27 protein-coding genes are annotated in these 25,915 nt (G+C 60.6%); 18 read left to right on the top strand and 9 right to left on the bottom strand.

Going from position 1 to position 25,915, the window contains the following annotated elements; genetic code table 11:
- Window positions 1-132: 132 nt before the first annotated feature.
- The 7 genes from DT070_RS07405 to DT070_RS07375 all read left to right on the top strand — a co-directional run bounded on the left by DT070_RS07405 (window position 133) and on the right by DT070_RS07375 (window position 8,570).
- Window positions 133-2,319, top strand: a complete 2,187-nt coding sequence (locus DT070_RS07405; RefSeq protein WP_122954807.1) for an indolepyruvate ferredoxin oxidoreductase subunit alpha — start codon at window positions 133-135, stop codon at window positions 2,317-2,319.
- Window positions 2,316-3,872, top strand: coding sequence for an indolepyruvate oxidoreductase subunit beta family protein (locus DT070_RS07400; protein WP_122954806.1), 1,557 nt, complete (start codon window positions 2,316-2,318; stop codon window positions 3,870-3,872). The genes DT070_RS07405 and DT070_RS07400 overlap by 4 nt, the downstream gene beginning before the upstream one ends.
- A gap of 208 nt (window positions 3,873-4,080) precedes the next feature.
- Entirely contained in the window at window positions 4,081-5,058 is a 978-nt protein-coding gene (gene dctP, locus DT070_RS07395) for a TRAP transporter substrate-binding protein DctP (RefSeq protein WP_122954805.1), read from the top strand.
- A gap of 3 nt (window positions 5,059-5,061) precedes the next feature.
- Window positions 5,062-5,592: a TRAP transporter small permease gene (locus DT070_RS07390; protein WP_122954804.1), complete on the top strand. Its 531-nt coding sequence runs from the start codon at window positions 5,062-5,064 to the stop codon at window positions 5,590-5,592.
- A complete protein-coding gene (locus DT070_RS07385; protein ID WP_122954803.1) occupies window positions 5,589-6,911 on the top strand; it encodes a TRAP transporter large permease subunit in 1,323 nt (440 codons plus the stop codon). Before DT070_RS07390 ends, DT070_RS07385 begins: the two co-directional genes overlap by 4 nt.
- 94 nt (window positions 6,912-7,005) lie before the next feature.
- On the top strand, window positions 7,006-7,287 hold the full coding sequence (locus DT070_RS07380; protein ID WP_228778549.1) for a transcriptional regulator: 282 nt from the start codon (window positions 7,006-7,008) through the stop codon (window positions 7,285-7,287).
- Window positions 7,284-8,570 (top strand): type II toxin-antitoxin system HipA family toxin, encoded by a 1,287-nt coding sequence (locus DT070_RS07375; protein WP_122954802.1) that lies wholly within the window; start codon window positions 7,284-7,286, stop codon window positions 8,568-8,570. The genes DT070_RS07380 and DT070_RS07375 overlap by 4 nt, the downstream gene beginning before the upstream one ends.
- A gap of 147 nt (window positions 8,571-8,717) precedes the next feature.
- Here the strand turns inward: DT070_RS07375 and DT070_RS07370 are convergent, their stop codons facing one another.
- Complete coding sequence (locus DT070_RS07370; RefSeq protein ID WP_122954801.1) at window positions 8,718-9,341, bottom strand: transcriptional regulator; 624 nt, start codon at window positions 9,339-9,341, stop codon at window positions 8,718-8,720.
- 192 nt (window positions 9,342-9,533) lie between these two features.
- Between DT070_RS07370 and DT070_RS07365 the strand changes: the two genes are divergently transcribed.
- From DT070_RS07365 to DT070_RS07350, 4 genes are all read left to right on the top strand, one after another.
- Window positions 9,534-10,661, top strand: a complete 1,128-nt coding sequence (locus DT070_RS07365) for a pyridoxal-phosphate dependent enzyme (RefSeq protein ID WP_122954800.1) — start codon at window positions 9,534-9,536, stop codon at window positions 10,659-10,661.
- A gap of 340 nt (window positions 10,662-11,001) precedes the next feature.
- Window positions 11,002-11,439 (top strand): Hsp20/alpha crystallin family protein, encoded by a 438-nt coding sequence (locus tag DT070_RS07360; RefSeq protein ID WP_122957306.1) that lies wholly within the window; start codon window positions 11,002-11,004, stop codon window positions 11,437-11,439.
- Window positions 11,440-11,537: 98 nt separating this feature from the next.
- Entirely contained in the window at window positions 11,538-11,972 is a 435-nt protein-coding gene (locus DT070_RS07355; protein ID WP_122957305.1) for an Hsp20/alpha crystallin family protein, read from the top strand.
- A 393-nt stretch (window positions 11,973-12,365) separates the two neighbouring features.
- Entirely contained in the window at window positions 12,366-12,614 is a 249-nt protein-coding gene (locus DT070_RS07350) for a GlsB/YeaQ/YmgE family stress response membrane protein (protein WP_122954799.1), read from the top strand.
- Between the two features lie 184 nt (window positions 12,615-12,798).
- On the opposite strand, the gene DT070_RS07345 is transcribed toward DT070_RS07350, so the two are convergent.
- On the bottom strand, window positions 12,799-13,215 hold the full coding sequence (locus tag DT070_RS07345) for a nuclear transport factor 2 family protein (RefSeq protein WP_122954798.1): 417 nt from the start codon (window positions 13,213-13,215) through the stop codon (window positions 12,799-12,801).
- 240 nt (window positions 13,216-13,455) lie between these two features.
- Between DT070_RS07345 and DT070_RS07340 the strand changes: the two genes are divergently transcribed.
- From DT070_RS07340 to DT070_RS07320, 4 genes are all read left to right on the top strand, one after another.
- On the top strand, window positions 13,456-15,276 hold the full coding sequence (locus DT070_RS07340) for a DEAD/DEAH box helicase (protein ID WP_194965949.1): 1,821 nt from the start codon (window positions 13,456-13,458) through the stop codon (window positions 15,274-15,276).
- 85 nt (window positions 15,277-15,361) lie between these two features.
- Window positions 15,362-17,695 (top strand): AAA family ATPase, encoded by a 2,334-nt coding sequence (locus DT070_RS07335; RefSeq protein ID WP_122954796.1) that lies wholly within the window; start codon window positions 15,362-15,364, stop codon window positions 17,693-17,695.
- Between the two features lie 361 nt (window positions 17,696-18,056).
- Window positions 18,057-18,440, top strand: coding sequence for a VOC family protein (locus DT070_RS07325; protein ID WP_122954795.1), 384 nt, complete (start codon window positions 18,057-18,059; stop codon window positions 18,438-18,440).
- Entirely contained in the window at window positions 18,437-19,222 is a 786-nt protein-coding gene (locus tag DT070_RS07320; RefSeq protein WP_122954794.1) for a tRNA-uridine aminocarboxypropyltransferase, read from the top strand. Before DT070_RS07325 ends, DT070_RS07320 begins: the two co-directional genes overlap by 4 nt.
- Window positions 19,223-19,313: 91 nt before the next feature.
- Here the strand turns inward: DT070_RS07320 and DT070_RS21275 are convergent, their stop codons facing one another.
- Window positions 19,314-20,438, bottom strand: coding sequence for a hypothetical protein (locus tag DT070_RS21275; RefSeq protein WP_153976257.1), 1,125 nt, complete (start codon window positions 20,436-20,438; stop codon window positions 19,314-19,316).
- A gap of 236 nt (window positions 20,439-20,674) precedes the next feature.
- On the opposite strand from DT070_RS21275, the gene DT070_RS07310 reads away from it, so the two are divergent.
- Entirely contained in the window at window positions 20,675-21,043 is a 369-nt protein-coding gene (locus DT070_RS07310; RefSeq protein WP_122954792.1) for a hypothetical protein, read from the top strand.
- 229 nt (window positions 21,044-21,272) lie between these two features.
- On the opposite strand, the gene DT070_RS07305 is transcribed toward DT070_RS07310, so the two are convergent.
- The 3 genes from DT070_RS07305 to DT070_RS07295 form a co-directional block, all read right to left on the bottom strand.
- Window positions 21,273-22,271 (bottom strand): aldo/keto reductase, encoded by a 999-nt coding sequence (locus tag DT070_RS07305; RefSeq protein WP_206074057.1) that lies wholly within the window; start codon window positions 22,269-22,271, stop codon window positions 21,273-21,275.
- 63 nt (window positions 22,272-22,334) lie between these two features.
- Complete coding sequence (locus tag DT070_RS07300) at window positions 22,335-22,754, bottom strand: MerR family transcriptional regulator (protein ID WP_122954791.1); 420 nt, start codon at window positions 22,752-22,754, stop codon at window positions 22,335-22,337.
- A 110-nt stretch (window positions 22,755-22,864) separates the two neighbouring features.
- A complete protein-coding gene (locus tag DT070_RS07295; protein WP_122954790.1) occupies window positions 22,865-23,305 on the bottom strand; it encodes a universal stress protein in 441 nt (146 codons plus the stop codon).
- Between the two features lie 158 nt (window positions 23,306-23,463).
- Here DT070_RS07295 and DT070_RS07290 point away from each other — a divergent pair, with 158 nt between their 5' ends.
- On the top strand, window positions 23,464-23,715 hold the full coding sequence (locus DT070_RS07290; RefSeq protein WP_122954789.1) for a hypothetical protein: 252 nt from the start codon (window positions 23,464-23,466) through the stop codon (window positions 23,713-23,715).
- A 15-nt stretch (window positions 23,716-23,730) separates the two neighbouring features.
- On the opposite strand, the gene DT070_RS07285 is transcribed toward DT070_RS07290, so the two are convergent.
- On the bottom strand, window positions 23,731-24,150 hold the full coding sequence (locus DT070_RS07285) for a hypothetical protein (protein ID WP_153976258.1): 420 nt from the start codon (window positions 24,148-24,150) through the stop codon (window positions 23,731-23,733).
- Between the two features lie 139 nt (window positions 24,151-24,289).
- On the opposite strand from DT070_RS07285, the gene DT070_RS07280 reads away from it, so the two are divergent.
- The gene (locus tag DT070_RS07280) at window positions 24,290-24,871 is read left to right on the top strand and encodes a DUF1439 domain-containing protein (protein ID WP_122954787.1); all 582 of its coding nucleotides are present in this window, start codon (window positions 24,290-24,292) and stop codon (window positions 24,869-24,871) included.
- A 135-nt stretch (window positions 24,872-25,006) separates the two neighbouring features.
- Here DT070_RS07280 and DT070_RS07275 read toward each other — a convergent pair whose 3' ends face one another.
- Window positions 25,007-25,495 carry a hypothetical protein gene (locus tag DT070_RS07275; RefSeq protein ID WP_122954786.1) on the bottom strand — a complete coding sequence of 163 codons (489 nt, stop codon included), beginning with the start codon at window positions 25,493-25,495 and terminating at the stop codon, window positions 25,007-25,009.
- Between the two features lie 184 nt (window positions 25,496-25,679).
- Entirely contained in the window at window positions 25,680-25,880 is a 201-nt protein-coding gene (locus DT070_RS07270; protein WP_122954785.1) for a hypothetical protein, read from the bottom strand.
- Window positions 25,881-25,915: the final 35 nt, after the last annotated feature.

Here is a 25,915-nt window from a genome sequence, read left to right as displayed (position 1 = left end):
AAAAATCCATTTGCCGTATGCCCTGGGCCTGCGTAAATTGCCTGAATAACGAGGCGCCGCCCACCCAGGATGCGGCCCGAACGAGAGACAACACGATGACACCTGCACCGCATTCCGGCAAAGGCAAGCGCCATGGCTGAGCGCTCCTTTACGCAAGAAGTCGAAAAACTGCGCCTGGGCGAGGGCGACGAGTTTCGCGGCGAAGGCATCCTGGCCGTGACCAAGGCGCTGCTGCAGGCCGGCGTGTCCTACGTGGCCGGCTACCAGGGCGCACCGATTTCGCACCTGATGGATGTGCTGACCGACGCCAACGACATCCTGGCCGAACTGGGCGTGCACTTTGAGCACAGCGCCTCGGAAGCCACCGCCACGGCCACACTGGCGGCCTCGGTGCACTACCCGCTGCGCGGCGCCGTCACCTTCAAAGCCACCGTCGGCACCAATGTGGCATCCGACGCGCTGGCCAACCTCGCCTCGGGCGGCGTCACCGGCGGCGCGATGCTCATCGTGGGTGAAGACTACGGCGAAGGCTCCAGCATCATGCAGGAGCGCTCACACGCCTTCGCCATGAAGTCGCAGGTCTGGCTGATCGACCCGCGGCCCAACCTGGAAAGCATCGTGCGCGCGGTGGAGCTGGGTTTTGAGCTTTCAGAAGCCAGCCGCACCCCGGTGATGCTGGAGCTGCGCATACGCGCCTGCCATGTGCACGGCCGCTTTGCCACCAAGGCCAACAAGCGCCCCAGTTTCACGCTCAAAGACGCCATGGAAAACCCGCAGCGCGACACCAGCCGCGTGGTGCTGCCGCCGGCCAGCTATGCGCAAGAGCTGGAGAAGATCAACGACCGCTGGCCCGCGGCTGTCAAATTTATCCAGGAGCGTGAGTTCAACGAATTTTTTGCCGAAGGCGCGCAGGATTTCGGCATCGTCATGCAGGGCGGCCTTTACAACAGCGTGCTGCGCTCGCTCGAGATGCTGGGCCTGGCCGATGCCTTTGGCCAGTCGCAGGTGCCGCTCTATGTCCTCAACATCACCTACCCGCTGATCGATGACGAGTTCAAGCGCTTTTGCGTCGGCAAGCGCGGCATCCTGCTGGTGGAAGAAGGCCAGCCCGACTTCATCGAGCAGAGCCTGAACTCCCTGCTGCGCAAAGCCGATGTACAGACCAAAGTGCACGGCAAAGACGTACTGCCCATGGCCGGTGAATACACCGGCGGCGTGGTGCTCAAAGGCGTGGCGCGTTTTATCGAGATGTACGCGCCCCACTTGCTGGAAGGCCGCGAGCTGCCGGCTTCCGCGCAGAAGGCGTCCGCCAGCCTGGCCGTGATGGAAGGCAACCCCAAGGCCTTCGCCATCAAGGCCGCGGCCGACGAAGTGCAGGGCCGCCCGCCCTCGTTTTGCACCGGATGCCCCGAGCGCCCCATTTTCACCGCGATGAAGCTGCTGGAGCGCGAGCTCGGCAAACACCACATCAGCTGCGACATCGGCTGCCATCTGTTCTCAGTGCTGCCGCCCTTCAACATCGGCGCGACCACCATGGGCTATGGCCTGGGCTGGGCCGGTGCGTCGGCCTTCAACACGCCCGAGACGCAAAAGCGCACCATCGCCATGATGGGCGACGGCGGCTTCTGGCACAACGGGCTGACCAGCGGCGTGGGCAATGCCGTCTTCAACCAGACCGACAACCTGCTGCTGGTCGTCGACAACGGTTACTCGGCCGCCACCGGCGGACAAGACGTGTTGTCGTCACGCGCCGTCAACGCCATCCGCAGTACCAACAACCCGATTGAAAAAGCCGTGCGCGGCGTGGGCGTGACCTGGGCCAAGACGGTGACCAACACCTACAGCCTCACGCAGATGCGCGACGTGCTGCGCGAAGCGCTCACCACCAAAGAAAAAGGCCCCAAGGTCGTCGTCGCGCAAAGCGAATGCCAGCTCAATCGCCAGCGCCGCATCAAGCCGCAGATCAGGAAACGCATTGAAGGCGGCGAGCGCGTGGTGCGTGAGCGCTTCGGCATAGACCCGGACACCTGCACCGGCGACCACTCCTGCATACGCCTATCGGGTTGCCCCTCACTCACCATCAAGCCGAATCCCGACCCGCTGCGGCGCGACCCGATTGCGACGGTGATCGACAGCTGCGTGGGCTGCGGCCTGTGCGGTGAAGTGGCGCATGCCGCCGTGCTGTGCCCCTCGTTTTACCGCGCCGAGATCATCAACAACCCGACGGGCTGGGACCGCTTCAAGCTCAGCCTGCGCACCAAGGTGATCGGCTGGCTGCAAAGCCGCATTGAGCGGCGGCTTGAGGGGATTGCCGCATGAGCGCCGTTCTGGAACAAGCAGCCCCCGCCGCTTCGCTGCAGCCGGCCTCAGCCAAACATGGAATAACGATTGCCATCCTGGCCATGGGCGGCGAGGGCGGCGGCGTGCTGGCCGACTGGCTCGTCGACCTGGCCGAGCAGAACGGCTACTACGCACAAACCACTTCCGTGCCCGGTGTGGCGCAGCGCACCGGCGCCACCGTGTATTACCTGGAGATGTTTCCCGAAGCCGCCACGCCCGCAGGCCGCATGCCGGTGATGGCGCTCAGCCCCATCCCGGGTGACGTAGACGTCGTGATTGCTTCTGAACTGATGGAAGCCGGCCGCGCCTTGCAGCGCGGCCTGGTCACCGCCGACCGCACCACCTTTGTCGCCTCCACCCACCGCGTGTATTCGATGACCGAGCGCACCGCCATGGGCGACGGCCGTGTCAGCGCCGAGAAGCTGCTGGCCGGCGGCCAGGCCGCCGCCAAACAATTCGTCACGGCCGACTTTGCGCAGCTGGCCGAAACCACCGGCAGCCTGATCAGCCCCGCGCTGTATGGCGCGCTGGCCGCTACGGGCCGGCTGCCGTTTACCCGCGCGCAGTTTGAAGACACGATATCGCGCGGCGGCGTGGGCGTGAAGTCCAGCCTCAAGGCTTTTGCCGCCGGGTTTGATGCGGCCGTGCAGGCGATGAAGCCGGCGGCCCCGCTTGTTGTCGCCACACCCGCCACCCCGGTGCCACCGGTCGGCCCCAAACTCGCCGCGCTCAGCATGCGCATCCAGTCCAGCTTCGCGGCCGCCAACCACGCCACGCTGACCGCCGGCATCCTGCGCATGGCCGACTACCAGGATGTGGCGTATGCGCAGCGCTACCTTGACCTGCTGCAGCCGCTGGCCCGCGCCCTGCCCGTTGACGCTGTCATCGCCGCGGAACTGATGGACGAAACCGCGCGCCACCTGGCGCTGTGGATGTCGTACGAAGACACGGTGCGCGTGGCCGACCTCAAAACCCGGCGCTCGCGTTTTGACCGCGTGGGCGGCGAAGTCAAACTCAGCCAAACCCAGCACCTGGGCATCAACGAGTTTTTGCACCCGCGCATCGAAGAAATCGCCGACACCCTGCCCGCCGGCATGGGCCGCTGGCTGCTGGCCACGCCGTGGGCGCGCGCCAGCGTGGAGCCCTTCACGCGCAAGGGCCGCGTGGTGCAGACCAGCTCAATCCGCGGCTACCTGTTGCTGTACGCGATTGCCGCGATGCGGCCCTTGCGGCCCAAGTCGCTGCGCTTTGAGATCGAACACCAGCGCATCAACCACTGGCTGGGCAGCATCGTCCGGCTGGCGCCCACACAAGCCGCGCTGGCGCTCGAAGTGGCGCGCGCGCAGCGGCTCGTCAAAGGGTATGGCGACACGCATGCACGCGGCTGGGGCAACTTCGAAAAGATCATGGCCAAACTGCCGCAGCTGCAAGCCATGCCGCAAGGGTCCGCGCAGCTCAAGGCGCTGGTGGCTGCCGCGCTGGCTGACGACAGCGGGCAGGCGCTCGACAAACTGCTGGCGGCCACGGTGTGAACATGCACAATTTTTTCACGCCCATACCCCTACCCCTTCGCCCTGAGCTTGTCGAAGGATTGCGCCCGTTTGCCAGAAGGCTTCGACAAGCTCAGCCCGAACGGAGGGGACTCAGCCCGAACGGGGGGAAAACCATCGTGAACCCGCATTGACGAGACCCCCTACCGAACCCATCATCGATTTCAAACCAGGAACAGGAGACAAGACCATGAAGACCCCTTTTTCGAAAGCCCTCAAGCCCACGGTGGCCCTGCTGATCGCTGCCGGATTTTCCGCCGGCGCGCTGGCGCAGGAGGTCACGCTGCGCCTCGTCAGTGCGTTTGCCGAGAACGGCATTTACGTGCAGCGCCTGCAGCCGTGGATCACCAAGGTCAACGCTGAAGGCAAGGGCGTGCTGCAAATCAACTTCCTGGGCGGGCCCAAAGCCATCCCGACGTTTGAGGCCGGCAATGCGGTGAAAACCGGCGTGGTCGACATGGCGCTGAACACCGGCGCGTTTTACACCAATGTCATGCCCGAGGCCGACTTCCTCAAGCTCACGCAGATCCCCGTGGCCGAGCAGCGCAAGAACGGCGCCTTCGACGCGATCAACAAGGTCTGGAACGAGAAGGGCAACATGCAATACCTCGCCCGCATGGTCGAGAACCAGCCCTTTCACATCTACACCAACAAGAAGGTCGACAAGCCCGACCTGACCGGCCAGAAGATCCGCATCACGCCGGTGTACCGTGATTTCTTCCAGGCGCTGAACGCCAACGTCATCACCACGCCGCCGGGTGAGGTCTACACCGCACTTGAGCGTGGCGTGGTCGACGGCTACGGCTGGCCGATCGGCGGCATCTTTGACTTGAACTGGCACGAGAAAACCAAGTTCCGCATCGACCCGGGCTTTTATGACGCCGAGGTCTCACTCATCATGAACCTGCCGGCGTACAAAAAGCTCACCGACGCGCAGCGCAACTATCTGCAAAAGCAGTTGCTCGCACTCGAAGCGGAGAACACCTTCTGGGCCAAGTACACCACCGAGGAAACCGCACGCCAGGAAAAGGCCGGCATCCAGACCATCAAGTTTGATGCGGCCACTTCGAAGGCCTTCCGCGACAAGGCCTATGACGTGGGCTGGGCCGGCGCCATCAAGCAAAGCCCCGAGATCGCGCCGCGCTTTAAAGCCCTGTTCTCCAAATAAGCCGTGACAGACCGGCTCTCCAACGCCTATGGCCGCTTCCTGGCAGCGCTGTCGCTGCTGGGCTGCGCCATCCTGCTGGCCATGATGTTCATCATCGTGGCCGATGTGGCCCTGCGCAACCTGGCCATCCCCGGCCTGCCGCAAGGCCTGGCGTGGAGCAACGAGATCTCGGAGCTGATGCTCTACCTCATCACCATGTGCGTGGCACCCTGGCTGCTGCGCCAGGGCCAGCACATCCGCGTCGACATCATGCTGCAGGCGATACCGCCGCAGCTGGCGTGGTACCTCGAATGGATTGGCGACCTGATCGGCTTTGCCTGCTGCGTGGCGATTGCCTGGTTTGGCGCGCAGGCGGCGTGGTCCAGCTACGTGTCGGGCGCCGTCAATATCAAAACGCTGGTCACGCCGGAGTGGTGGGCGTTGGCGCCTTTGCCTTTTGTCTTTGTTTTACTGGCGATTGAAATGATTTTTCGCATGGTCCGGCTGCAGCGCGGTGTGCGCGGGCCCAGGCATGACGCGGTGAGCGCAGCATGAGCAGCTGGGGCATTGCCGCCTGGCTGATGTTGGGCGGCTCCACCGTGCTGCTGTTTATCGGCATGCCGGTCGCACTGACCTTCATCACCATCAACCTCATCGGTGCGTGGCTCTATATGGGTGGCGAGCCCGGGCTGATGCAGCTGGCGCGCAGCAGCGTCAGCTCTGTCACCGCGTTTTCGCTCACGCCGATCCCGCTCTTTGTGCTGATGGGCGAGATCCTGTTTCACACAGGCCTGGCGCTCAAGGTGATTGAGGGCGTCGAGCGCCTGATCAAGCACGTGCCCGGCCGCCTGGCGGTGGTGGCGGTGGTCGCCGGCACGGTGTTCTCGGCGATCTCGGGCTCGACGATTGCCACCACCGCCATGCTGGGCTCGCTGATGCTGCCGGTGATGCTTTCGCGCGGCTACCACCCGACGATTGCGGCCGGCCCCATCATGGCGATCGGCGCGGTCGACATGCTGATCCCGCCCTCGGCGCTGACGGTGCTGCTGGGCTCGCTCTCGGGCATTTCGATTTCGAAGCTGCTGATTGGCGGCGTGCTGCCAGGCGTGATTCTCTCGATCGCCTTCGTGTTGTGGATCGTGCTGCGCGTGAGCATCAGCCCGCAGCTGGCCCCGGCCGACAAAGACGACGAGGTGAAGCACACCGGCTGGGCGCGCTGGAGCCTCTTCTTTGGCTACGTGTTGCCCACGCTGTCGATCTTTGGCGTGGTGGTGGGCGCGCTGGCCGCCGGCTGGGCCACGCCGACTGAATGCGCGGCGCTGGGCGCTTTTGCCACCATGCTGCTGGCGCTGTGCTACCGCGCACTGACGTGGGACGCGGTGCTCAAGGCGCTGAAGGGCACGGCGGGCATCTCGGGCATGATTTTGTTCATCATCCTGGGCGCGACGACGTTTGCGCAGATCCTCTCGTTCTCGGGCGCCAGCAGCGGGCTGGTGCAGTACATCACCGGCCAGGGTTTGTCGACCAACATGATCGTGGTCGGCATGATGCTGATGCTGATTTTCCTGGGCATCTTTGTCGACCAGGTCAGCATGATGATGATCACGCTGCCCATCTTTATGCCCATCGTGCAGGCGCTGGGGATTGACCCGATCTGGTTCGGCGTGATGTTCCTGATCTGCATGCAGCTGGGCCTGCTGCTGCCGCCGCACGGTTTGCTCTTGATGACGATGCGCGGCGTGGCGCCGCCTTCGGTCACCATGGGCCACATCTTTATCGCGGTGGTGCCTTATGTAGCGATGAGTTTGATCTTGCTGGCTGCCGTGTTCTGGATTCCGGCGATTGCGACGTGGTTGCCGAAGCTGATTGGGTAGTGAGCTGGCCTGAAAGTTACCGATAGGTCATTTTTGTTGACAGGCAAGGCGAAAGCCCCATAAACTTACCGAACGGTAACTATTGGGTTTTCACATGGCATCTACCGGCAAAAACATCCCGATCGGTAATTCACCTGCCTCCAAAGGCGCCGCCGTCGTTCAAACCGCCGCCGACATTGGCGAACTGGTGCGCGAGCGGCGGCGCGCGCTGGCCCTCAAGCAAACCGACGTGGCGGGGCTGGGCAGCACAGGCAACCGCTTCATCATTGAGCTGGAACGCGGCAAGCCCACCGTGCAGTTGCAAAAGGCGCTCGATGTGCTGAGCCTGCTGGGCCTGGAAGTGCTGGTGCGGCCCAAAGCGGGCGGCCAGCCATGACAGCGGCAGCGGGGCAAGCCGCCTTCCCCGATCAACCCTACCGCCTCGACGTTTTCTTCAACGAAGAACTGGTGGGGTCCGTCCACGACACCTCTCCGCTTTCTTTCGAGTATTCCTCCGAATGGCTGGCGCGGCGCGAGCCTGCCCAGCTTGCCGCCATCACCCTGGCACCGGGTCGAAGTGACGCCCCGGCCGTGCAGGCCTTTTTTGAAAACCTGCTGCCCGAGGGCGATTTGCGCCGCTATCTGGCCGTCAGCCGCAAGGCCTCGACCGTGTTCGGGTTGCTGTTCGAAACCGCAGGCGACACGGCCGGCGGCTTTGTCATTTTGCCGGCCGGTTTCAAGCCCGAGGCGCCGCGCTACGAGCCCACCAGCTGGGAAGCACTGGCCCGGCGCCTGGCCGGCAAGTCTGCGTCGGCCATCGACATTCGCAGCCGCGAAACCCGTATCTCGCTGGCCGGCGCGCAAGACAAAACCTCGATTGCAATTTTTGCCGACGGCGTGCCGCAGCTGGCACGCGGCACATCGCCTTCCAGCCACATCCTCAAACCCGACATCAAACGCCTGCCCGATGTCTGGCATTCGGCCGCGAACGAAACCCTTCTCATGCTCACCGCTGCGCGCTGCGGCCTGCCCACGGCCGAGGTGTTCTACGAGCCGCACACGCGCGCCTGCGTCGTCAAGCGCTTTGACCGCGTGCCGCAGGGCGGCGGCGGGCTGGGCCGGCTGGTTCAGTACGACCTGTGCCAGCTCAGCGGCGTCGTGTCGGACAGGAAATACGAGAAGGAAGGCGGCCCGGGGCTGGCGCAGTGCGCGCAGCTGGTGCGCCAGTACAGCTCGGCCCCCGCGCCTGACTTGATGAACCTGCTGCGCTGGGTGTTCTTCAACCTCTATACCGGCAACAACGACAGCCACGCCAAGAACCTGTCGGTGTATCAGCCGCCCGGCCAGGGCGTGCGCCTGACACCGTTTTACGACCTGATGTGCACTCGCGTCTACCCCGGGCTCTCGGGCGACTTTGCCTTTGCCATTGGCGGCGAGACCCGGCCCGGCAACGTCACGCAGGCCCATGTGCGGCAAATGGCCGCAGACCTGGGCATAGGCCCCGCCTTTGCACTGGCCACGGCAAAAGACATCGCCGAAAAAATCCCTGGCGCGCTGGAGGGCGCCGCCGCCGCCTTGCTGCCCGCCTTGCCGCATGGCGCGCAAACGCTGGCGGGCCGCGTGCAGGCACTGGTGCTGAAGTCCACCCGCCAGATGGCCAAACGCATCCAGGAGAACTAACCGGGGCCTGTGCCCAGCCTGGCCAACGGATAATGCTCTTTTTTTGATAGCATCTAACCAAGGTGGCGCCTGGGCTGGAGGCCGATTTGGTTCATAAATGCGGCCGCGCCCTGGTGAGGGCCAGCGGCCGTCAACCACCCACAGCCCCTACTTCGCGTCGCTATAAACAGTCGCCCGCGACACCCCCATATGCGCCGCCGCAATCTCCGCCCCTCGGCGGATCTCCAGGTAGCCGGCGCGCTTGAGGTCGTGCACCAGCTGTTTGCGGTCTGAAGGCTTGAGCGAGCGCGAGGTGGTCGCGCGCGCCGCGGCAAACTCGTCGATGCACTGGCGTATGCGGTCGGCATTCGCCGCGTCCAGCGTCTCCGTCACGGCGCTGCTTTCAATCGCGGTGAACTGCGACATCGCCGCCTGGAAGCCGTTGAACAGCGTCAAATCCACATTCAGGCAGATGGCAGCCACATAGTCGCCGTCTTCATTGCGGATGCCGACTGAGGTGCTTTTGACCTTGCGGCCGTCGGCAAACTGGTTGGCGTAGTTGGCGATCACCGCCGGGTACTCCGGGTCCTGGATGCGCGCCAGGCCCAACTCGGTAGCGGGCTGGCCCACGCGGCGGCCGCTCAGGTTGTTTTCAATCGCCAGGATGGCGTTCTTCGGGTGCGTCAGGTCGTGCACCACCACTTCACAAAACGGCGCAAAGGTCTTGCCCAGGCCTTCGGCAATGTTCTTCAGTTCGGCGAGCAGGTGCTTGTTGGAGGAGGCTTTGGTCATGGCGGCGGCCCGTGAAGGTTTCAAGTTTCAGACAAATTGTCTGGCGCTTGATCGTATCGCTGAATCGGTGTTTCTCCCTCTCCCAGCGGGGGAGGGAGCAGTAAGCAGCAGGAAGGAGCAAGAAGGGTGTTTGACGATTTGTCCAGTATTGGATATATTATCCAGACATTGGACACCGCTGAAAGACACGCCATGCAGCCGCACTACATCGACCCCCGCACCGGCAAGCACTATCCGCTCACAGACCGCCGCTGGCGCTCTGACGACGGCAACCCGATGATGATGAGCGCCCTGCCCGGCATCAGCCGCGACGACATCGACACGCGTGAGCGCTCCATCTGGCGTTACCGCGCCGCGCTGCCGCTGCCCATCGACAGCCGCGCCAGCATGGGCGAAGGCTGCACGCCGCTGATTGAAAAGCCGTGGGGTGATTTGTCGCCGCTGTTCAAGCTCGAATGGTTCAACCCCACCAGCAGCTTTAAAGACCGCGGCGCTTCGGTGATGGTGTCTTTCCTCAAACAACTCGGCGTCGGTCACATCCTGGAAGACAGCTCAGGCAACGGCGGCGCGGCAATTGCGGCGGCCGGCGCGGCGGCGGGCATGAAGGTCAAGATCCTCGCGCCCAGCTACACGCCCATGCCCAAAGTCGCGCAGATACGCGCCTTCGGCGCCGAGGTGCAACTGGTCGAAGGCCCGCGCGAAGCGTCGGAACACGAAGCCATCCGCCAGTCTGACAACATCTTTTACGCCAGCCACAACTGGCACCCCTTCTTTTTGCAGGGCACCAAGTCACTGGCCTATGAGCTGTGGGAAGACCTGGGCTTCAAGCCGCCCGACAACATCATCATCCCCACCGGCGCGGGCAGCAACGTGCTGGGCTGCCACATCGGTTTTAGCGAGCTGCTGGCCGCGGGCCAGATCAAGAAGCTGCCCAAGCTGTTTGTGGCACAGCCGCTCAACTGCTCACCCATCGACGCCAGCTTTACCGCCGGCAGCAATGCCCCGGTAGAGCGCATCGTCAAACCCACGATCGCCGAAGGTACCGCCATCAAGCGCCCGATCCGTTTGCCCGAACTGCTCCACGCGATCCGCGAATCCGGCGGGCAAACCGTGGCGCTGACCGAAGAGCAGATCACCAGCGCTGTGCGCCGCCTCGCCAGCACGGGCCTTTACCCCGAACCCACTTGCGCCACAGCCGCCGCGGCACTGGAGCTGCTGCACAAGTCGGGTGCCATCAAGGCGAGTGAAACGACGGTGGTGCTGCTGACGGGCACGGGCTTGAAGTCGACGCAGTTCATGACGGAGTTGTTTGGCGGGTAAACCTCGTCCCTCTTTTTACTCCTCTCCCCGATTTATTCCTTCTCCCTCTGGAAGAGGGTTAGGGTGAGGGCCAGCGGCCAGCAAACACCCGCAGCGCAACACCAAGCGCCGTCAGCCCCCCCTCCCCACCTTCCCCAGCGGGGGAAGGAGCAACTCATTTGCGAAAAAAGTTTTAAACCAGGCAGCCGCCACGCTTGCAACAAGTCGTCCCAAAAGCAGGCAATCGCAAATGCGCAAACCCCCTCTTGAAATTTTTCGGGCGATTCCTAATTCCTCCATCCGGACGCCGGGCACGCATTCCGGCGCCATTTTTGTTCAACCCTGAATGGAGGACATCGCCATGTTTCGATCCCTGTTTGCCAACGACATGTTTGCCGAGATGGATCGCCTGCAACGCGAAATTCAGCAGGCACTTGATCTGTCTCCCAATATCCGCGGTTTTGGCCGCGGCGGCTTTCCCGCCCTGAACATCGGCGGTACGCCGCAAACGGTGGAGGTGTACGCCTTCGCGCCCGGCATCGACCCCAAGACGCTGGAGGTCGACCTGGAGCGCGGCATGCTCACCATCGCCGGCGAGCGCAAGTCCGGCCTGCCCGAGGCCGGCCGCCAGGCCACGCTGCACATCAATGAACGCTTTGCCGGCGCGTTCCGCCGCGTCATCAGCCTGCCCGAAGACGCCGACCCCGACGCCGTCAAGGCCGACGTCAAGGACGGCCTGGTGCACATCACCATCCAGCGCCGCGCGGCCGCCCAGCCACGCCGCATCACTGTTCACTGACTGACCCAGAGACAAGGAGACCCATCATGAACACCCAGACCCATACCAACCCCGGCAGCGCCCGTAACGCCGGCTACAGCTACGGCAGCAACCAGGCCATGCCCAACAACGGCCCGGCCGCTGAGAGGCCGTCTTCCGCATCGTCTTCGACCGAGGTCACGCGGCAGCCGCAGCAACGCCAGCAACCGGCCCGCTACGCCAATGCCGCGCTGACACCGCCCGTGGACGTGGTGGAAGACGCCACCGGCATCACGCTGTATGCCGACCTGCCCGGCGTGCCCAAGGAGAACCTCAAGCTCCAGGTCGAAGCCGACACCCTGACGATTGAGGCCGAGGCCGCCATGGCCGTGCCCGAGGGCCTGCAGTCCAGCCACACCGAAGTCGGGCTGGCGCGTTTTCACCGCGTCTTCAGCCTGAGCAAGGAGCTGGACACCGAGAACGTGACCGCCGAGTTGGCGCAAGGCGTGCTGACGCTGCGCATCCCCAAAGCTGCGCACGCCCAGCCGCGCCGCATCGCGATCAACGTCAGCTGATCGCACTGACACCCGCCCCCCGATTCAACCCCTCCCCGCTGGGGGAGGGCGGGGGGGGTGAGGTCCAGCGGGCCAGCGCCGCGTGGGCCAGTCGCTATCAATAAGATAGCTACTGACCCAAGCAGCGATTGGGCTACAGCCACTTTTTTCTTAAATTCTTGAATTTGGTTCCGCCCTTGCCGCAACACATTGCGGCAGGCCGGGGTGCACACCCCACGACCGGCGGGCGGTGCGAATGCGCAGCGAACGCTCGCCCCCCAGGCGGTGAGCTGCTGAGTGGCTTCTTCCTACACCGCAGAGGACCGTAATCCGATAGGGAATGCTTCAAAGCCTGGTCAAGATGACGGGGCTTGCAATGAAACACCCACCCTGACTAACTAACGGAAAAAAATCATGACCATCCTCTGGACCATCCTCATCGGCTTCATCGTCGGCATCGTCGCCAAATTCTTGATGCCCGGCCGCGACCCCGCCGGTTTCATCATCACCGTGCTGATCGGGATTGCCGGCTCCTTCATCGCCACCTACCTCGGCCGTGCGCTGGGCTGGTACCAGATCGGCGAATCGGCAGGCTTTATCGCCGCCGTGCTCGGCTCCATCATCCTGCTGGTGATCTACCGCATGCTGAGCCGCAAAGGTTAGCCCCCACGGTCGCTCACTTCGTGTAGCTTTCTGCCCCCCGAGGGGGCCGCCCGCCTGCGGTCTGGCAAAGCCAGTCCCGCGGCTCATGCTGGGTTAAGACAGTCCTACATCGAGTTGCGGCTAACCAAAGAAAAAACCCGGCAACTGCCGGGTTTTTTCTTTGGACGCCCCACTCGCCAGGGCCTCAATGCTTCTGCTCCTCAGCCAGCATGTCCGCATGCCGATGCACCAGCTTCCACGCATCGCCCTCCACACGAAACACTTCCGTCACCCGCAACTTCATCGGCATCGCATCCGGCTTGCCATGCATATGCACCCTCGCCTTCTGAAAGCCCGTCCAGTAACCCACCGTGTCACCGGCCGCCATCTCCAGAATCTCAAACTCGCTCACGCCACCCTCTTCAAACGCCCCGGCGTCATGCGCATAACGGTCCCACACCTCCTGCGCACCATGCACCGCCCCACCACCCGGGCACATAAACGTGGCCGGTGAATCCAGCGCCACGATCCGCGCCAACGGCGTCGCATTGCCACTGACATAAGCGCTGGCCGCATGCTGCCGCGCTTTCATAAAGGTATCGAAGTCCTGGTGTTTGCTCATTTTGGGTCTCCTTAAAGAGACCCAAGTTACGCCTGGGGTGAGGGGTGTGGTGTAGGACGGGGGATTAGGGGGAAAGCGGAGAAGGGGCAGTGCGGGGCGTGTTTTGGTGAATATTCACCAGCGAAAACCAGCCAAACACGTACGTTCTGACTACCCAGACCGCAGAAGCACCCTAGCGACAACCCGCTTTCCAAGCCATGATGGCTGTCACAAAGTGTTAATAGAGCGAGTGACTTCTGGATGGCAATTCTTATTCCTTCGATCGGTACCTGCGTCTCCCGCATGACCAGCGGCGAGAAACGGTTGGCGGAACGGCTGGAGCAAAAGCTAGACGACGACTACCTCCTCTGGTACGACGTACCGATTGGGCCCAAATACTCCCACCCAGATTTCGTGGTGATGCATCCCCGGCGGGGTTTGCTGGTGCTGGAGGTCAAGGACTGGCGGCTCAGCACCATTCAACGCGCCGACAAACAGAACTGGGAAATCATTCCGGACGGCATTCCCAAAAGCGTCATCAATCCCCTTGAGCAGGCGCGCCAGTACGCGCACCAGGTTGTTGACGCCCTGCAGCGCGACAAGCAGCTGGTACACGAGTACGGCAAGTACGAAGGCAAGCTGGCTTTCCCGTGGAGCTACGGCGTTGTGTTTGCCAACATCACCCGCAAGCAATTCAACGACGCGGAACTGGGCAACGCCATTGAGCCGCACCGCGTGATCTGCCAGGACGAAATGCTGGAGTCGGCAACCGCTGAGGAACTTCAAAGCCGGCTATGGGACATGTTCCCCTACATGATGGGCGGCATCATGTCGCTGCCGCAGCTTGACCGCGTGCGCTGGATCATGTTTCCTGAAGTGCGCGTGCAAACCAGCGGCGACCTGTTCGATGACAGCGACGAAGGCGCCGAACTGCCCGACATCATGCGCGTGATGGACTTGCAGCAAGAGCAACTTGCCCGCAGCCTGGGTGATGGCCACCGCGTGATCCACGGCGTGGCCGGATCAGGCAAGACCATGATCCTCGGCTACCGCGCCGAATATCTTGCCAAGGCACACACCCCAACGTCCAAGCCCATCCTCATCCTGTGTTTTAACGAACCGCTGGGCGTGAAACTCCACAGCGTGATGAACGCCAAAGGCTTGAGCGGCAAGGTGCATGTGCGTCACTTTCATAAATGGTGCCGCGACCAATTGGTAGCCTTTGGGCAAACCCTGCCGGCGCAGGTGAGCAGCAAGCAGTTTGTGGAGGAGCTGGTGCAGCGCGTCATTGCCGCCGTAGACCGCAAGCACATCCCAAGCGGCCAGTACCAGGCCGTGATGATTGACGAAGGCCACGACTTTACGCCTGAATGGCTCAAGCTCCTCACCCAGATGGTCGACCCGGCCACCAACAGCTTGCTGTTGCTTTATGACGATGCCCAAAGCATCTACGAACGCAGCCGCAAGAAAGATTTCAGCTTCAAGAGCGTGGGCGTGCAGGCGCAAGGCCGCACCACCATCCTGAAAATCAACTACCGCAATACCAAACAGATTCTGCAAACCGCGAGCCTGATTGCCGCTGATCTGTTGACGGCCGATGACAAGGACGAAGACGGCATTCCGCTGCTCAAGCCTGTCAGTTGCGGACGCGATGGCGAAGCGCCGCACATCATTCGATTACCCACGCTGCGCGAGGAGGCATTCGCCATTGCCGACCACCTGGCCAACGCCCACAAGGAAGGCTTTGCCTGGGGAGACATGGCGGTACTGTGCGCCGACACGAAGACGCGCGATATGTGCGCACAGGCCTTGGCGCAACGCAAGTTGCCAGTGGAGAACCGCATTGGCCCAGGAGACTTCGACCCCACCAGCAACAAGATCAAAGTCATGACCATGAAGGTCAGCAAGGGTTTGGAGTTCCCAGTTGTAGCGTTACCCGGCGTAGGGAACATGCCCGCGCCAGGGGAAGACGAGAAGGAAGCCGCGCGAGTGTTTTATGTGGCGGCTACGCGGGCCACGCAGCGATTGGTAATGGGAGTGGGTGGGAATCGCGGGTTTGGGGTGAGATTGACCGCCAAATGAACAGTTTAGAGAAGAACTCAGGTCCATGATGCCCATCACAAACTTTTAGGTTCTATAGATTTCCGCATACAAGCAAGGGCGAGCAATGAGATTAGAGAGATTTGCAAAAATTCGAGAGCATCGGATTTTTAAGGACTTTTCTTGGTCTGGAGCTCTCGAAGACTTCGGGCAGTTCAACCTAATTTACGGTTGGAATGGCAGTGGAAAAACTACGATATCGAACCTACTTCGATCAGTGCAGAGCGGGACGCCAATTGAGGAAGGCCAGATTGACTTCGTGTTCAACGGTAATCGAATCGCTAGCGCCGATCTTGCAACTGCAGTCCTTCCTCAAGTTCGCGTATTCAATCGAGATAGCGTTTCGCGCAGTGTCTTTGAAAGTGTCGGCGGGTCACCGAGCAAGCTGCCTCCTATCTATGTTTTTGGAGAGGAAAGCGCTGAAAAACAGCGTCAAGTCGAGGCACTCAAGGCGCAACTCCCGGCTATTGCTAACGCAGCAAGCAAGGCCATTAGCAAAACCGCGGCGACTTTGAATGATCTAAATGAATACGCAGCAAGCAGGGCACGGGAGATTAAAAACCTACTGGTTGCCCCTGGCGGTGCATTTAATAACTACAACGCTGCTGACTTTCGTGCGCAGATGGAGCGCTTCGAAGTAAATACATCTTCTGAACTAAGCCCGGAGGAACGTCAGTCTTTGCTCAACCTTAAGGATGCAAAGCCCCTACCGCCTGTAACCGTGCCCATTGTCACCTTTCCAGATGTTCCAAAACTTCATCAAGAGGTTCGGGACATACTGCAAACAACCGTCGTTTCCAACGTCATGGCGGAGTTGGCTGCAGATCCAGATGTGGCAGCATGGGTTGAAAAAGGCTTGTCACTGCATACGCACGAGAGTGATGCTAAGAACTGTAAGTTCTGCGACCACCCCTTGCCCTCCGGACGCCTTAGACGGCTGGAAGCTCACTTTAATGATCAATATCGACAATTCGCGGGTAGGTTGCAAGCCCTGATCGATCGCATCGAGAGCGCGAAAAAAGCGTTAGAAGAGTTGTCTTTACCATCCAGTGTTTCGCTGTATCAGGAACTTCAAAGCGACTATCAACGCGAGCACCTCGGCGTTAAAGCCAATCTCACCAATGTCAACCGTGGGCTCTCGGCCCTCGCCAATGCAGTCAGGGAGAAACAAGGACGAGCATTTGAGTCTCTTCAATTAGAAGACCTGCTCGCCGGTGGTACCGGAAATGGAGGGGACGAAAAATCATTCCTGATGGCCTTACTAAGAGCGCTTAACGCGGGGTTTCCTGCATTCGGTGAATTCATGGGCAAATCGGCATTTTCTCGACTTGAGAAAATAATCGAAAAGCACAACGCCATAACGAATTCCTTCACAGAGCAGGTGAAGTCCGCCCGCGCGCGACTCCATCAGGATGAACTTGCTCGAGCCTTTCCCGGATTTCTTGACCATCGGGAAAAGCTTAGAGTCGCCAAAGAATCGAAAGAGACTACAGAACAAGCGAAGAATAGGATCGAGGCGGATATCAGATCGCTGGAAGCCGACATATTGCAGCATCGACAACCCGCGGATGAGCTAAATCGAGAACTTATCGCATATCTAGGTCACGACGATATCCAAGTGATGGTGGAGGATACCGGCTATCGGCTCATGCGTCGCGGTGTTTTTGCTAAGAACCTTAGCGAAGGAGAACGAACAGCTATTGCATTCCTGCACTTCTTAAAGTCTCTTGGTGACAGTTCGTTTGATCTGGAAAACGGAATTGTTGTAGTGGACGATCCGATATCCAGCCTTGATTCGAATTCAATCTATAGCGCTTTCGGTTTTATGAAGCGAAAGCTCATTAATGTCGGTCAACTTTTTGTCCTGACACATAACTTCACCTTTTTTAAAGAGGTTCGAAATTGGTTTACTTTTGTGAATCACAAGAAGTTGCGGTTAGGACTACCAGCCCGCTTTTACATGTTGAGAGCCGGATTTCAAAATGGGGAGAGATCTTCAGTTGTTCAAATGCTTGATCCTTTCCTACGCGATCACGAATCGGAATACCACTATTTGTTTAAGCGCGTACTAGATGCAGGAGCGCTCCCTGCTGGGGCTCCTCTTCAAACTTATTACGAATTGCCCAATCTTGCTAGACGACTTCTGGAGTCTTTTCTAGTGTTCAAGGTGCCCAACAAAGCGACCCTACACAGCCGTCTGGAAGCTGTCGAATTCGACGGACCTAAAACAACGAGACTAATTCGCTTCTTAGACACTCACTCGCATGCAGAACAGATTGGCGCGGGCCATGACGAGGCATCTTCGCTGGCCGAAGCCCCAGAAATACTGCGAGACATGCTTGCCCTCATGGAGCACTGCGATGGCGGACACGTTCAGAGAATGAAAGAAGCCGTTGGTTGAGTAGGTCACACTAGGCTTTTCTCGCCCGCTCTTTGAATATGCCCCACGCTGTCTCCCGCCTACGCACCACCCGCCTGGCACGCGCCTCCAAACCCTTCCTCGCCCGCGGCGGCCCGCGCAACGCACGTTGCGAAGGCTGCCGGCTGCTCCCCAGCCACTGCATGTGTGCCTTGCAGCACGCCGTATCCGGGTGCAAGCGGTTGTGCAAGTGGTGATGGTGGATAGTGAGTCGCTGACGTCCCGCAACACGGCTAGCCAACTGTCTATGTGGTGACGGCCAGCTGCGCGCGTCCGATCTCCCTCCATCAAGTACCATTTGTCTTCCCCGTCGCACCCACGCGACGCTCAACGGAGACAAACAATGTTCAGCCATGTCATGGTCGGCGTTAACGACCTCGAAGCTTCCAAAATCTTTTACGACGCGCTTCTCGGCACGATAGGCATCAAACCCGGCTTTGCCAACAAGAACCGGTATTTCTATCGCAGCCCCTCGGGTTCGTTTGCGATTTCCACACCTATCAATGGCGAACCTGCCTGCCACGGCAACGGCAGCACCATCGGCTTCACTATGGAGTCGCCGGAGCAGGCTGATGCTTTTCACGCTGCGGGCTTGGCCCATGGCGGCACGACCTGTGAAGATCCACCCGGCTATCGTGAAGGCCCAGTGGGCCGGCTTTACCTGGCCTACCTGCGTGACCTGGACGGCAACAAGCTGTGCGCGATGTACCGCCCGCCCAAAGAATGAGCATTGCGCCTTCGGCAAAACTGCTCCACACGCACCCGCACGCTGTCTCCCGCCTACGCACCACACGCCTGGCGCGCGCCTCCAAACCTTTCCTCGCCCGTGGCGGCCCGCGCAATGCGCGTTGCGAAGGCTGCCGGCTGATCCCCAGCCATTGCATGTGCGCCTTGCGGCCGGCTGTACCTACGCGTGCGGGGGTGTGCCTGGTGATGGCGGACATTGAGGCGCTGAAGCCGAGCAACACGGGGTGGTTGATTGCGGATGTGGTGGCGGACACGTTTGCGTTTGAGTGGGCGCGTACGGAGGTGGACCCCGCTTTGCTGGCCTTGCTGGCTGACCCGCAGTGGCAGCCTTACCTCGTCTTTCCTGGCGAGTTTGTGGCGGCTGAGCGGGTCGTCACGGATGTAGCGGGTGTGGTGGCTGTCGACCCATCAGGCAACAAGGCCAAGCGGCCGCTGTTTGTGTTGCTGGATGCGACATGGCCCGAGGCGCGGAAGATGTTTCGCAAGAGTCCTTACCTGAATCATTTGCCGGTGTTGAGTTTGCAGAGTGAGCAACTCTCGCGCTACAAGCTGCGGCGCTCGCAGCGGGATACGCACTTTTGTACTTCTGAAGTGGCCGCGCTGTGCATGGAGCTGGCGGGTGAGACGCATACAGCGCAGACGCTGGAGGCTTATCTGGATGTGTTTACCAACCACTATCTGAAGGCGAAGCAGCAGCAACCTTTGGATCTGGAAGATGCGGTACATCTGCACCTAAAAAGCTTGGCCACCCCTATTGAATAGTCGGCACACCCCTGTCGCGGCTCACTTCGTGTATCGCTTCCCGGCAACGACGCTGGCCGGCCGATTGCAGCGGAAGCGGACATTCAGAAAACTATCCAAGAATCCATCGTCCCAAGAAATAGGTCGGTAGAACGAGAAGCGCGCCAGCGAAAATCCAGATCAGCAATTGGCCGTCGTGCTCAATCTGTTTTTGCGATTGCTTGTTGCCTTGCGACATAACTTTTGTCTTCAGCTCCAGGTACTCACTAAATGCACCACTGCGAGCGGAAAATTCTTTATCTATGTTTGCCATTGCTGAATCAAGATCAGCAGAGTCGACCACACCTCCGGGTTTGGAGAATGATGATGCAGCTTTTTGGAATGCGCTTTCCTGTTCCGATTGATCAATCGGCTGGCTAGCTTTAGACCATAACACTGCAAGTTTCCTTGCATCTTCTAACGACTCCTGTGGATTTAACTGCACAACGGGATTTGGGCTATGGCGGCTACCGACTTCGCAAATGGCGGTCACGATCATAGGCACTGGGAGAGATAAAAATGTCCCTCTCAATTTGAATGTTCCCGTACCGCGCATGATTGGCAGGACGATCGCCAATGGGCCAATTAATAGTGGCCGTACGCGACTCTTCCAATGGTCTTGTATGCCACTGGCGCTCAACTCAATATCCAGAAAGTGGTGCACAAAACCTCTGTCTTCGCGATACCAGTGGCCAACGCGATAGACATCGCGCCAAGGCATCGTCGGATGCCCCGCTATCGAGAATCCATCGGAATCTATTTTTAAACTGTATCCAGATTTAATTTCTCGCACGAGACCAGCCAGCGTTATCCAAGCCGCATACCCAAATACAAGTGATGCGCCAACGAGAAATAAGAATAGAGATACTTTCCCTTCCCCAGTTAGTTGAAATGTGAGTGCACCATTCAGGCAAGGTATAAAGGCGGCCAACAGCGCAAGCACAAAACACAGTCGTTTGAACCATCTGGGTTTTACGATCAATGCGGTGCCAGACCACTTAGCTTGTTCGTTGTACTGCTTTATCTGTCGGGTTATTTTTTCAGTGACATCTTTCGCCTCAAGGCGTGCCCCCCTAATCATCAAAAAAATCAATGCTGCTGTCGCTCCGCCGCTCAGCAAAAAATAGCCTTTAACGACCGAAAAAATCATCAGATAAAACAACGCGGCAGCGACAACGAGGAAAGCAAAGCGTTTCAATCGGGTAGCTCCAAAAAAAACACAATCAGTCAGAGGATTCCCCGCAAGAATAATCTACATTTCCAGGCAAGGAATGAGCGGGCTTACGAAGATCGTTGTAGCTGCTTTCGCTGTGTGTACCCGGAGTTGTTTCGGACATTGAAGACTTGAGGCAGGCGCGCTGCCTGCCTCTGTGGCTTGCGGGCAAACCCAGGCCATATCAGCCACACTACCAAGCCAGCAACCCCAAAGCAGTCATGAACCGACCCACCCACTTTCGCAAGCGGCCCGCCTCGTCTGACGAAAGCGAAGGCATTGTCTGGCGCCTTGTGGCTGCTGTGGTGGCGGTGCCGATCTTTGAGATCTCGCTCTACCTGGGCCTGTACCTGATTCTTTCGCCGCGCAGTTTGACCTGGCTGCTGATGGCGATCCCGCTGTGGATGCATGTGGTGTATGCGGGTGCGGCGGCGGCGGTGGGTTTGCTGTTTGGCTTCAGGGGCATTACCTGGCTGCTGGGCCATCTCTTTATGACGCACCGTGGGGACGACAACAACCGGCTGGTCACCTTTTTGCTGTGGGGTGGCTTGCTGGGCTTGGCGTTTGTGGCTTCGCACTACGTGGAATAAGCCACCCCTCGAACGCGCAACGGGTACGGGCGGCAGTTGAGATTTGCTACTAAATTCATAGCTGTACACCCAAGCACTGCCTCGGCTAGAGGCCGTTTTGATGCTCAATTCGATGGGGTTTGCGAACAAGCCGGCGCGTTAGGCCTGCACGCCGCTGGCCCTCACCCCAGCCCTCTCCCAGCGGGAGAGGGAGCTAACGCGCCTGACCAGACGCCATGGCTGGCGAGCCTCAGGCGTTGACCAGGCCCAGAAACGCCTCGGGGTAACGCAGGCCGGCGGCCGCATCCAGCGGGAAGGCTTTGTCCAGCTCGGCCAACTCCGCCGGGCTGAGCACCACGTCCAGCGCGGCAATGTTCTGGTCAAGGTAGCTGCGGCGCTTGGTGCCGGGGATGGGAATGATGTCTTCGCCTTGCGCCAGCACCCAGGCCAGTGCGATTTGCGAGGCGGTCACGCCTTTGGCGGCGGCCAGCTGTTTGACGGCATCGACCAGCGCCAGGTTGCGTTTGAAGTTCTCTTCGGCAAAGCGGGGTGAGAACTTGCGGCGGTAGTCGTCGGCGGGCAGGTCTTCAGGCTTGCTGAAGGCGCCTGTGAGAAAGCCGCGGCCCAGCGGTGAATACGCGACAAAGCTCACGCCGTGCTCACGGCAGGCGGCGAGGGTGCCGGTGACTTCGGGGTCGCGCGTCCACAGTGAATATTCGCTTTGCAGCGCGGCGATGGGGTACACCTTGCAGGCGCGGGTCAGCGTGACGGCGGATGCTTCAGACAAACCCAGGTAACGCACCTTGCCGGCGCGCACCAGCTCAGCCATGGCGCCCACAGTGTCTTCAATGGGCACGGTTTTGTCGACGCGGTGCTGGTAGTAGAGGTCGATCTGCTCAATGCCCAAACGCTGGAGGCTGGCGTCGCAGCTGGCCTTGACGTACTCAGGCCGCCCGTTGACGCCACGCACCGCGTCGTTGGCCGGGTCGCGGGTGATGCCGAACTTGGTGGCGATGAAGACGTCTTGCCGGCGGCCGGCGATGGCTTTGCCGATGAGCAGCTCGTTGGTGAGCGGGCCGTAGATGTCGGAGGTGTCGAGGAAGTTGAGGCCTTGGTCCAGCGCGTGGTGGATGGTGGCGATGGACTCGGCGTCGTCGCGGTGGCTGTAGAACTCGCTCATGCCCATGCAGCCGAGGCCGATGGCGGAGATGGCGGGGCCGTTGCGGCCGAGGGTGCGGGTTTTGATCATGGCGTCTTTCAAGGTGATGGCGTTAGCGGGACCGTTCGGGCTGAGCCCGAACGGGGATGGGGTTCAGGCGCGTTTGGGTACGGCGCGCTGCGCTTCGTACAGGGCGATTTTTTTGCGGATGTATTGCAGGGTCTCGCGCTGGGTGCGGATGTCGGCCTCCAGGCGGGCGGCGTGGTCTTCCAGCATGGTTTGGCGTTCGGCCAGGCTGTCGCCAGCGTTGCCTTTGCGCAGCAACTGGGCGTAGCGCTGCATGTCGCGCATTGACATACCCGTGGCGCGCAGGCGCACCAGAAAATCAAGCCAGCGCATGTCGGCGTCGCTGTAGCGGCGCGCGCCGCTGCGCCTGTCTATGGGGGCAATGAGGCCGATCTGCTCGTAATAGCGCAGGGTGTAGGCGCTCAGGCCTGAGGCTTCTGCGGCTTCGGCAATGCTTAAGGAAACGGTGGGTGAGACGGCAGGAGAGGCGGTGCTTGCTTGGGTCATGCGTTGACTTTAAAACTTCGAGCGCACTCGAAGTCAAGCGGGTCTGCTGAAAAAACCCTTGTGGCGTTGCTGCCTCGCCGGGGGCGCATCACCCCACCTGCGTTTACCCACTAGTGGGTAATCACCACCAGCACGCTGCAGGGCGCGTGCTCGATGAGCGACTTGGACACCGAGCCGCGCCACCAGCGCGCTGCCCAGCCGTCCAGGTGTTTGTGCCCGACCACAATCAGGTCGGCCTCGACCTGTTTGGCGTACCTGACGATCTCGTCGACGGTTTCGCCATACAGGACTTCGCCGCCGCTGGCCTCATGGCCACATTCAATCAACTGGCGCAGGCCGTCGTTGAGGATGCCGCGGTACCGGGCCTTCTCGTGGTCGACGATGCTTTGGTCATAGATGACACCTTCGGCCGCGACCACCTGCCGCTGCGGCGGCATGACCGCAATGAGCGTCAATGACGCCTGGCTCCACTGTGCAATCTCGCGGCAGTCGAGCAATGCTTTCTGGCCGGATTTGGAGCCGTCGTAAGCCAGCAAAATTCGCTTGTACATGGTGTATCTCCCGAACAAGGTGACTGGGCGATTTCAAGAATAGGCCTGCCGTGGGGGCCGGTCAACCCTTCGCCCCAGCGACAACGTGGTCGCCTCGTTTGCGGGGCGGCCGCTGCAGCGGCGACAATCAGGGCCTACCCCCGACTCCAGAGCAGCCCATGACACAAGACCCCCAGCGCCAACAAGAACTCAAGAAGATGGAGCTTTGCGACTCCTGCGCGGGCATACAGCGCAACTGGCGCAAGGCGCCGGGCCACCCCGAGCTGGTGCAGGGCGACCCGCGCCATGAAACGCGCCGCCACGGGCTGATCACCATCACCCGCTACAAATGCGACCGATGCGGAACCGCCTGGGAATACGAGAACGACAAGACCAACCAGAAGGCAGGTTGGTCGGTGGTGGGGCGCTAGGGCAGCGCTTCCTGCCTACTTGCTTCGTTTGATCTGGGCATCGCATTCAGCGCGAAGCGTTTGCAGCTTCGCCTTCTCCACACCAAACACTTCTCCCTCCAGCTTGCTGACGGCCTTCATGCCTGACAGCTCTGCAAGGTAAGACGCTTTTTCAAGCGCGTTTTTGCAGGCGCGGAATTTGTCCCATGGGTCTGGGCCATTCGTGACGCCGGTGATGGTGGGCCACTCCTTGCGTTGGCCGTCCAGTGCGGCCTTGGTCAGCCGCAGCCGCTGCGCGTACTTCATGGCTTCCGGGTCCATCGCACCAATCACGTATTCATTCAGCACGCGCTGCGACTTGATGGCGAGGGCAAGTGCGTCCTGCCCGGGGTTTGTGGGTTGCGCACTGGCCAGCGCGGGAACTGCCAGCAGCAGAAAGGTCAAAGTAGTTCGCATCACGCCGACCATACAGGAATTAAAACTTTACAAAGCGCTTCAATACTGACCGCAACACGGGCTTTTGAATGACACGCACGGCGCTGCGCCGGCGGCACCATAGGAAGCAAAAGAGCTCCAGGACCTGAAAGGACATTCAATGAAACGACGACTGCTGCTTGCCACATCGCTTGCCACCGCAGCACGCATCGCCCTTGGCGGCGCCGCGTACTTCGCGCTGTTTGGCGCGCGGGCCCAGCCCAGCTACACCGTCACCACCGCCCAGCTGCAGGATGCAATTGCCAAACGCTTCCCCATGCGCAAACGCGCCCAGGGCATTCTGGACATCACGGTGCAGGCGCCGCAGCTGCGCATGATGCCCGCGCAAAACCGGCTGGGCGCCGTGATGGCGGTAGAAGCCGGCGGCCAGGCGCTGCGCAACACCTACCCCGGCACCTTTGACCTGGACTTTGCGCTGCGCTATGAGGCGAGCGACATGACGATTCGCGCGCATGAGCTGAAAGTCAATGCGCTGCAGTTTGACAGCCTGCCGCCGCAGGCGTCGATGCTGCTGGGCAGCTATGGGCCGCAGCTGGCCGAGCAGGCGCTGCAAGGCGCAGTGCTGCACACGCTGAAGCCGCAAGACCTGGCGCTGCCCGACAGCATGGGCGTGCAGCCCAGCACGATCACCGTGACGGCCAAGGGGCTGGTGATTGCGTTTGTGAACAAGCCGATGAGCTGAGGCTGGCTGTATGGCTTTACTCCTTCTCCCGCTGGGGGAGGGAGCTGCATCGGGAGCACCGGGCGAAGGCAAAAAAAAGACAGGCCGAAGCCTGTCTTTTTTTTGGGGTAGCGGCCTTGTGGGGCCGCAGGCCGCTTACTTGGTAGCAGCTGCCTTCACGTCGGTCTTGGCTTCTGCCTTGACTGCGTTGGTGTCGAGCTTTGCATTGGCTTTGTCAGCCGCTGCGTCGACCTTCACGGTGCTGACCTTGGCGTTGGCGTCCACAGCGGTGGAAGCTGCCTTGGTGTCTGCCTTGATGGCGGTCTTTTCAGCTTTGGCGGTGGCCTTGGCTTTGTCTTCAGGGTCTGCCTTGGAAACCTTGGCATCAGCCTTTGCTTTGGCTTTAGCGGCCTTGGCATCAGCCTTGGCGGTTTTTTCAGCGGCGGCGGCTTCAGCCTTTGCAACCTTGGCGTCTGCCTTGGCATCGACCTTGGCTTCGCTCTTCACGGCGCCGGCAACAGCCTTGTCGGCCTTGGCTTCTGCCTTGACGACTGCGGGGGTAGCCGGTGCGGCAGGCGCAGGGGTTTGTGCGGCAGCAACGCCAACGAACAGGGTAGCGATCAGGGAAGCGAGCAGTTTGTTCATGAGAGTCCTTTGAATGGATGATGGCTGATAAGAATGTTGAAATCACGTAGCCGTGTGTTCAACGGCAGCCATTCCCGCTTTGTTGACCCAACACACACAACGTTGCACAACACACCCGCGCTTTACAGGATTTGTCGCTATGCGGCGACAAACGTGTGTGCTTCCCCATCACCCTTCAAAGCCACTACTCATCAAGCAAGTCACCCCGGTAGAAGCTCCAGGCCGTTCCATCATGCAAATAGAAGTGTCCATCGGCACAGAAGTCCTTGCCGGGAAAGAACTCGCGATACGCCTTGGGGATGAGGCGCACCAGCTGCTCGTCGCTGAGTTCGTCGAACTGCTCGGGCGTGATGGGTTTGCCGACTCTGGGTTTGAAGGATTCCATGGGGGTGATGTAGGTTTGAGGTCTGCTCTATGAAA

It is taken from the genome of Polaromonas sp. SP1 (genome assembly GCF_003711205.1).
In the GTDB taxonomy this organism is placed as follows: Bacteria; Pseudomonadota; Gammaproteobacteria; order Burkholderiales; family Burkholderiaceae_C; genus Polaromonas.
The sequence above is the reverse complement of the archived record's forward strand: the minus strand, read 5'-3'. Positions and strand labels throughout refer to the sequence as shown.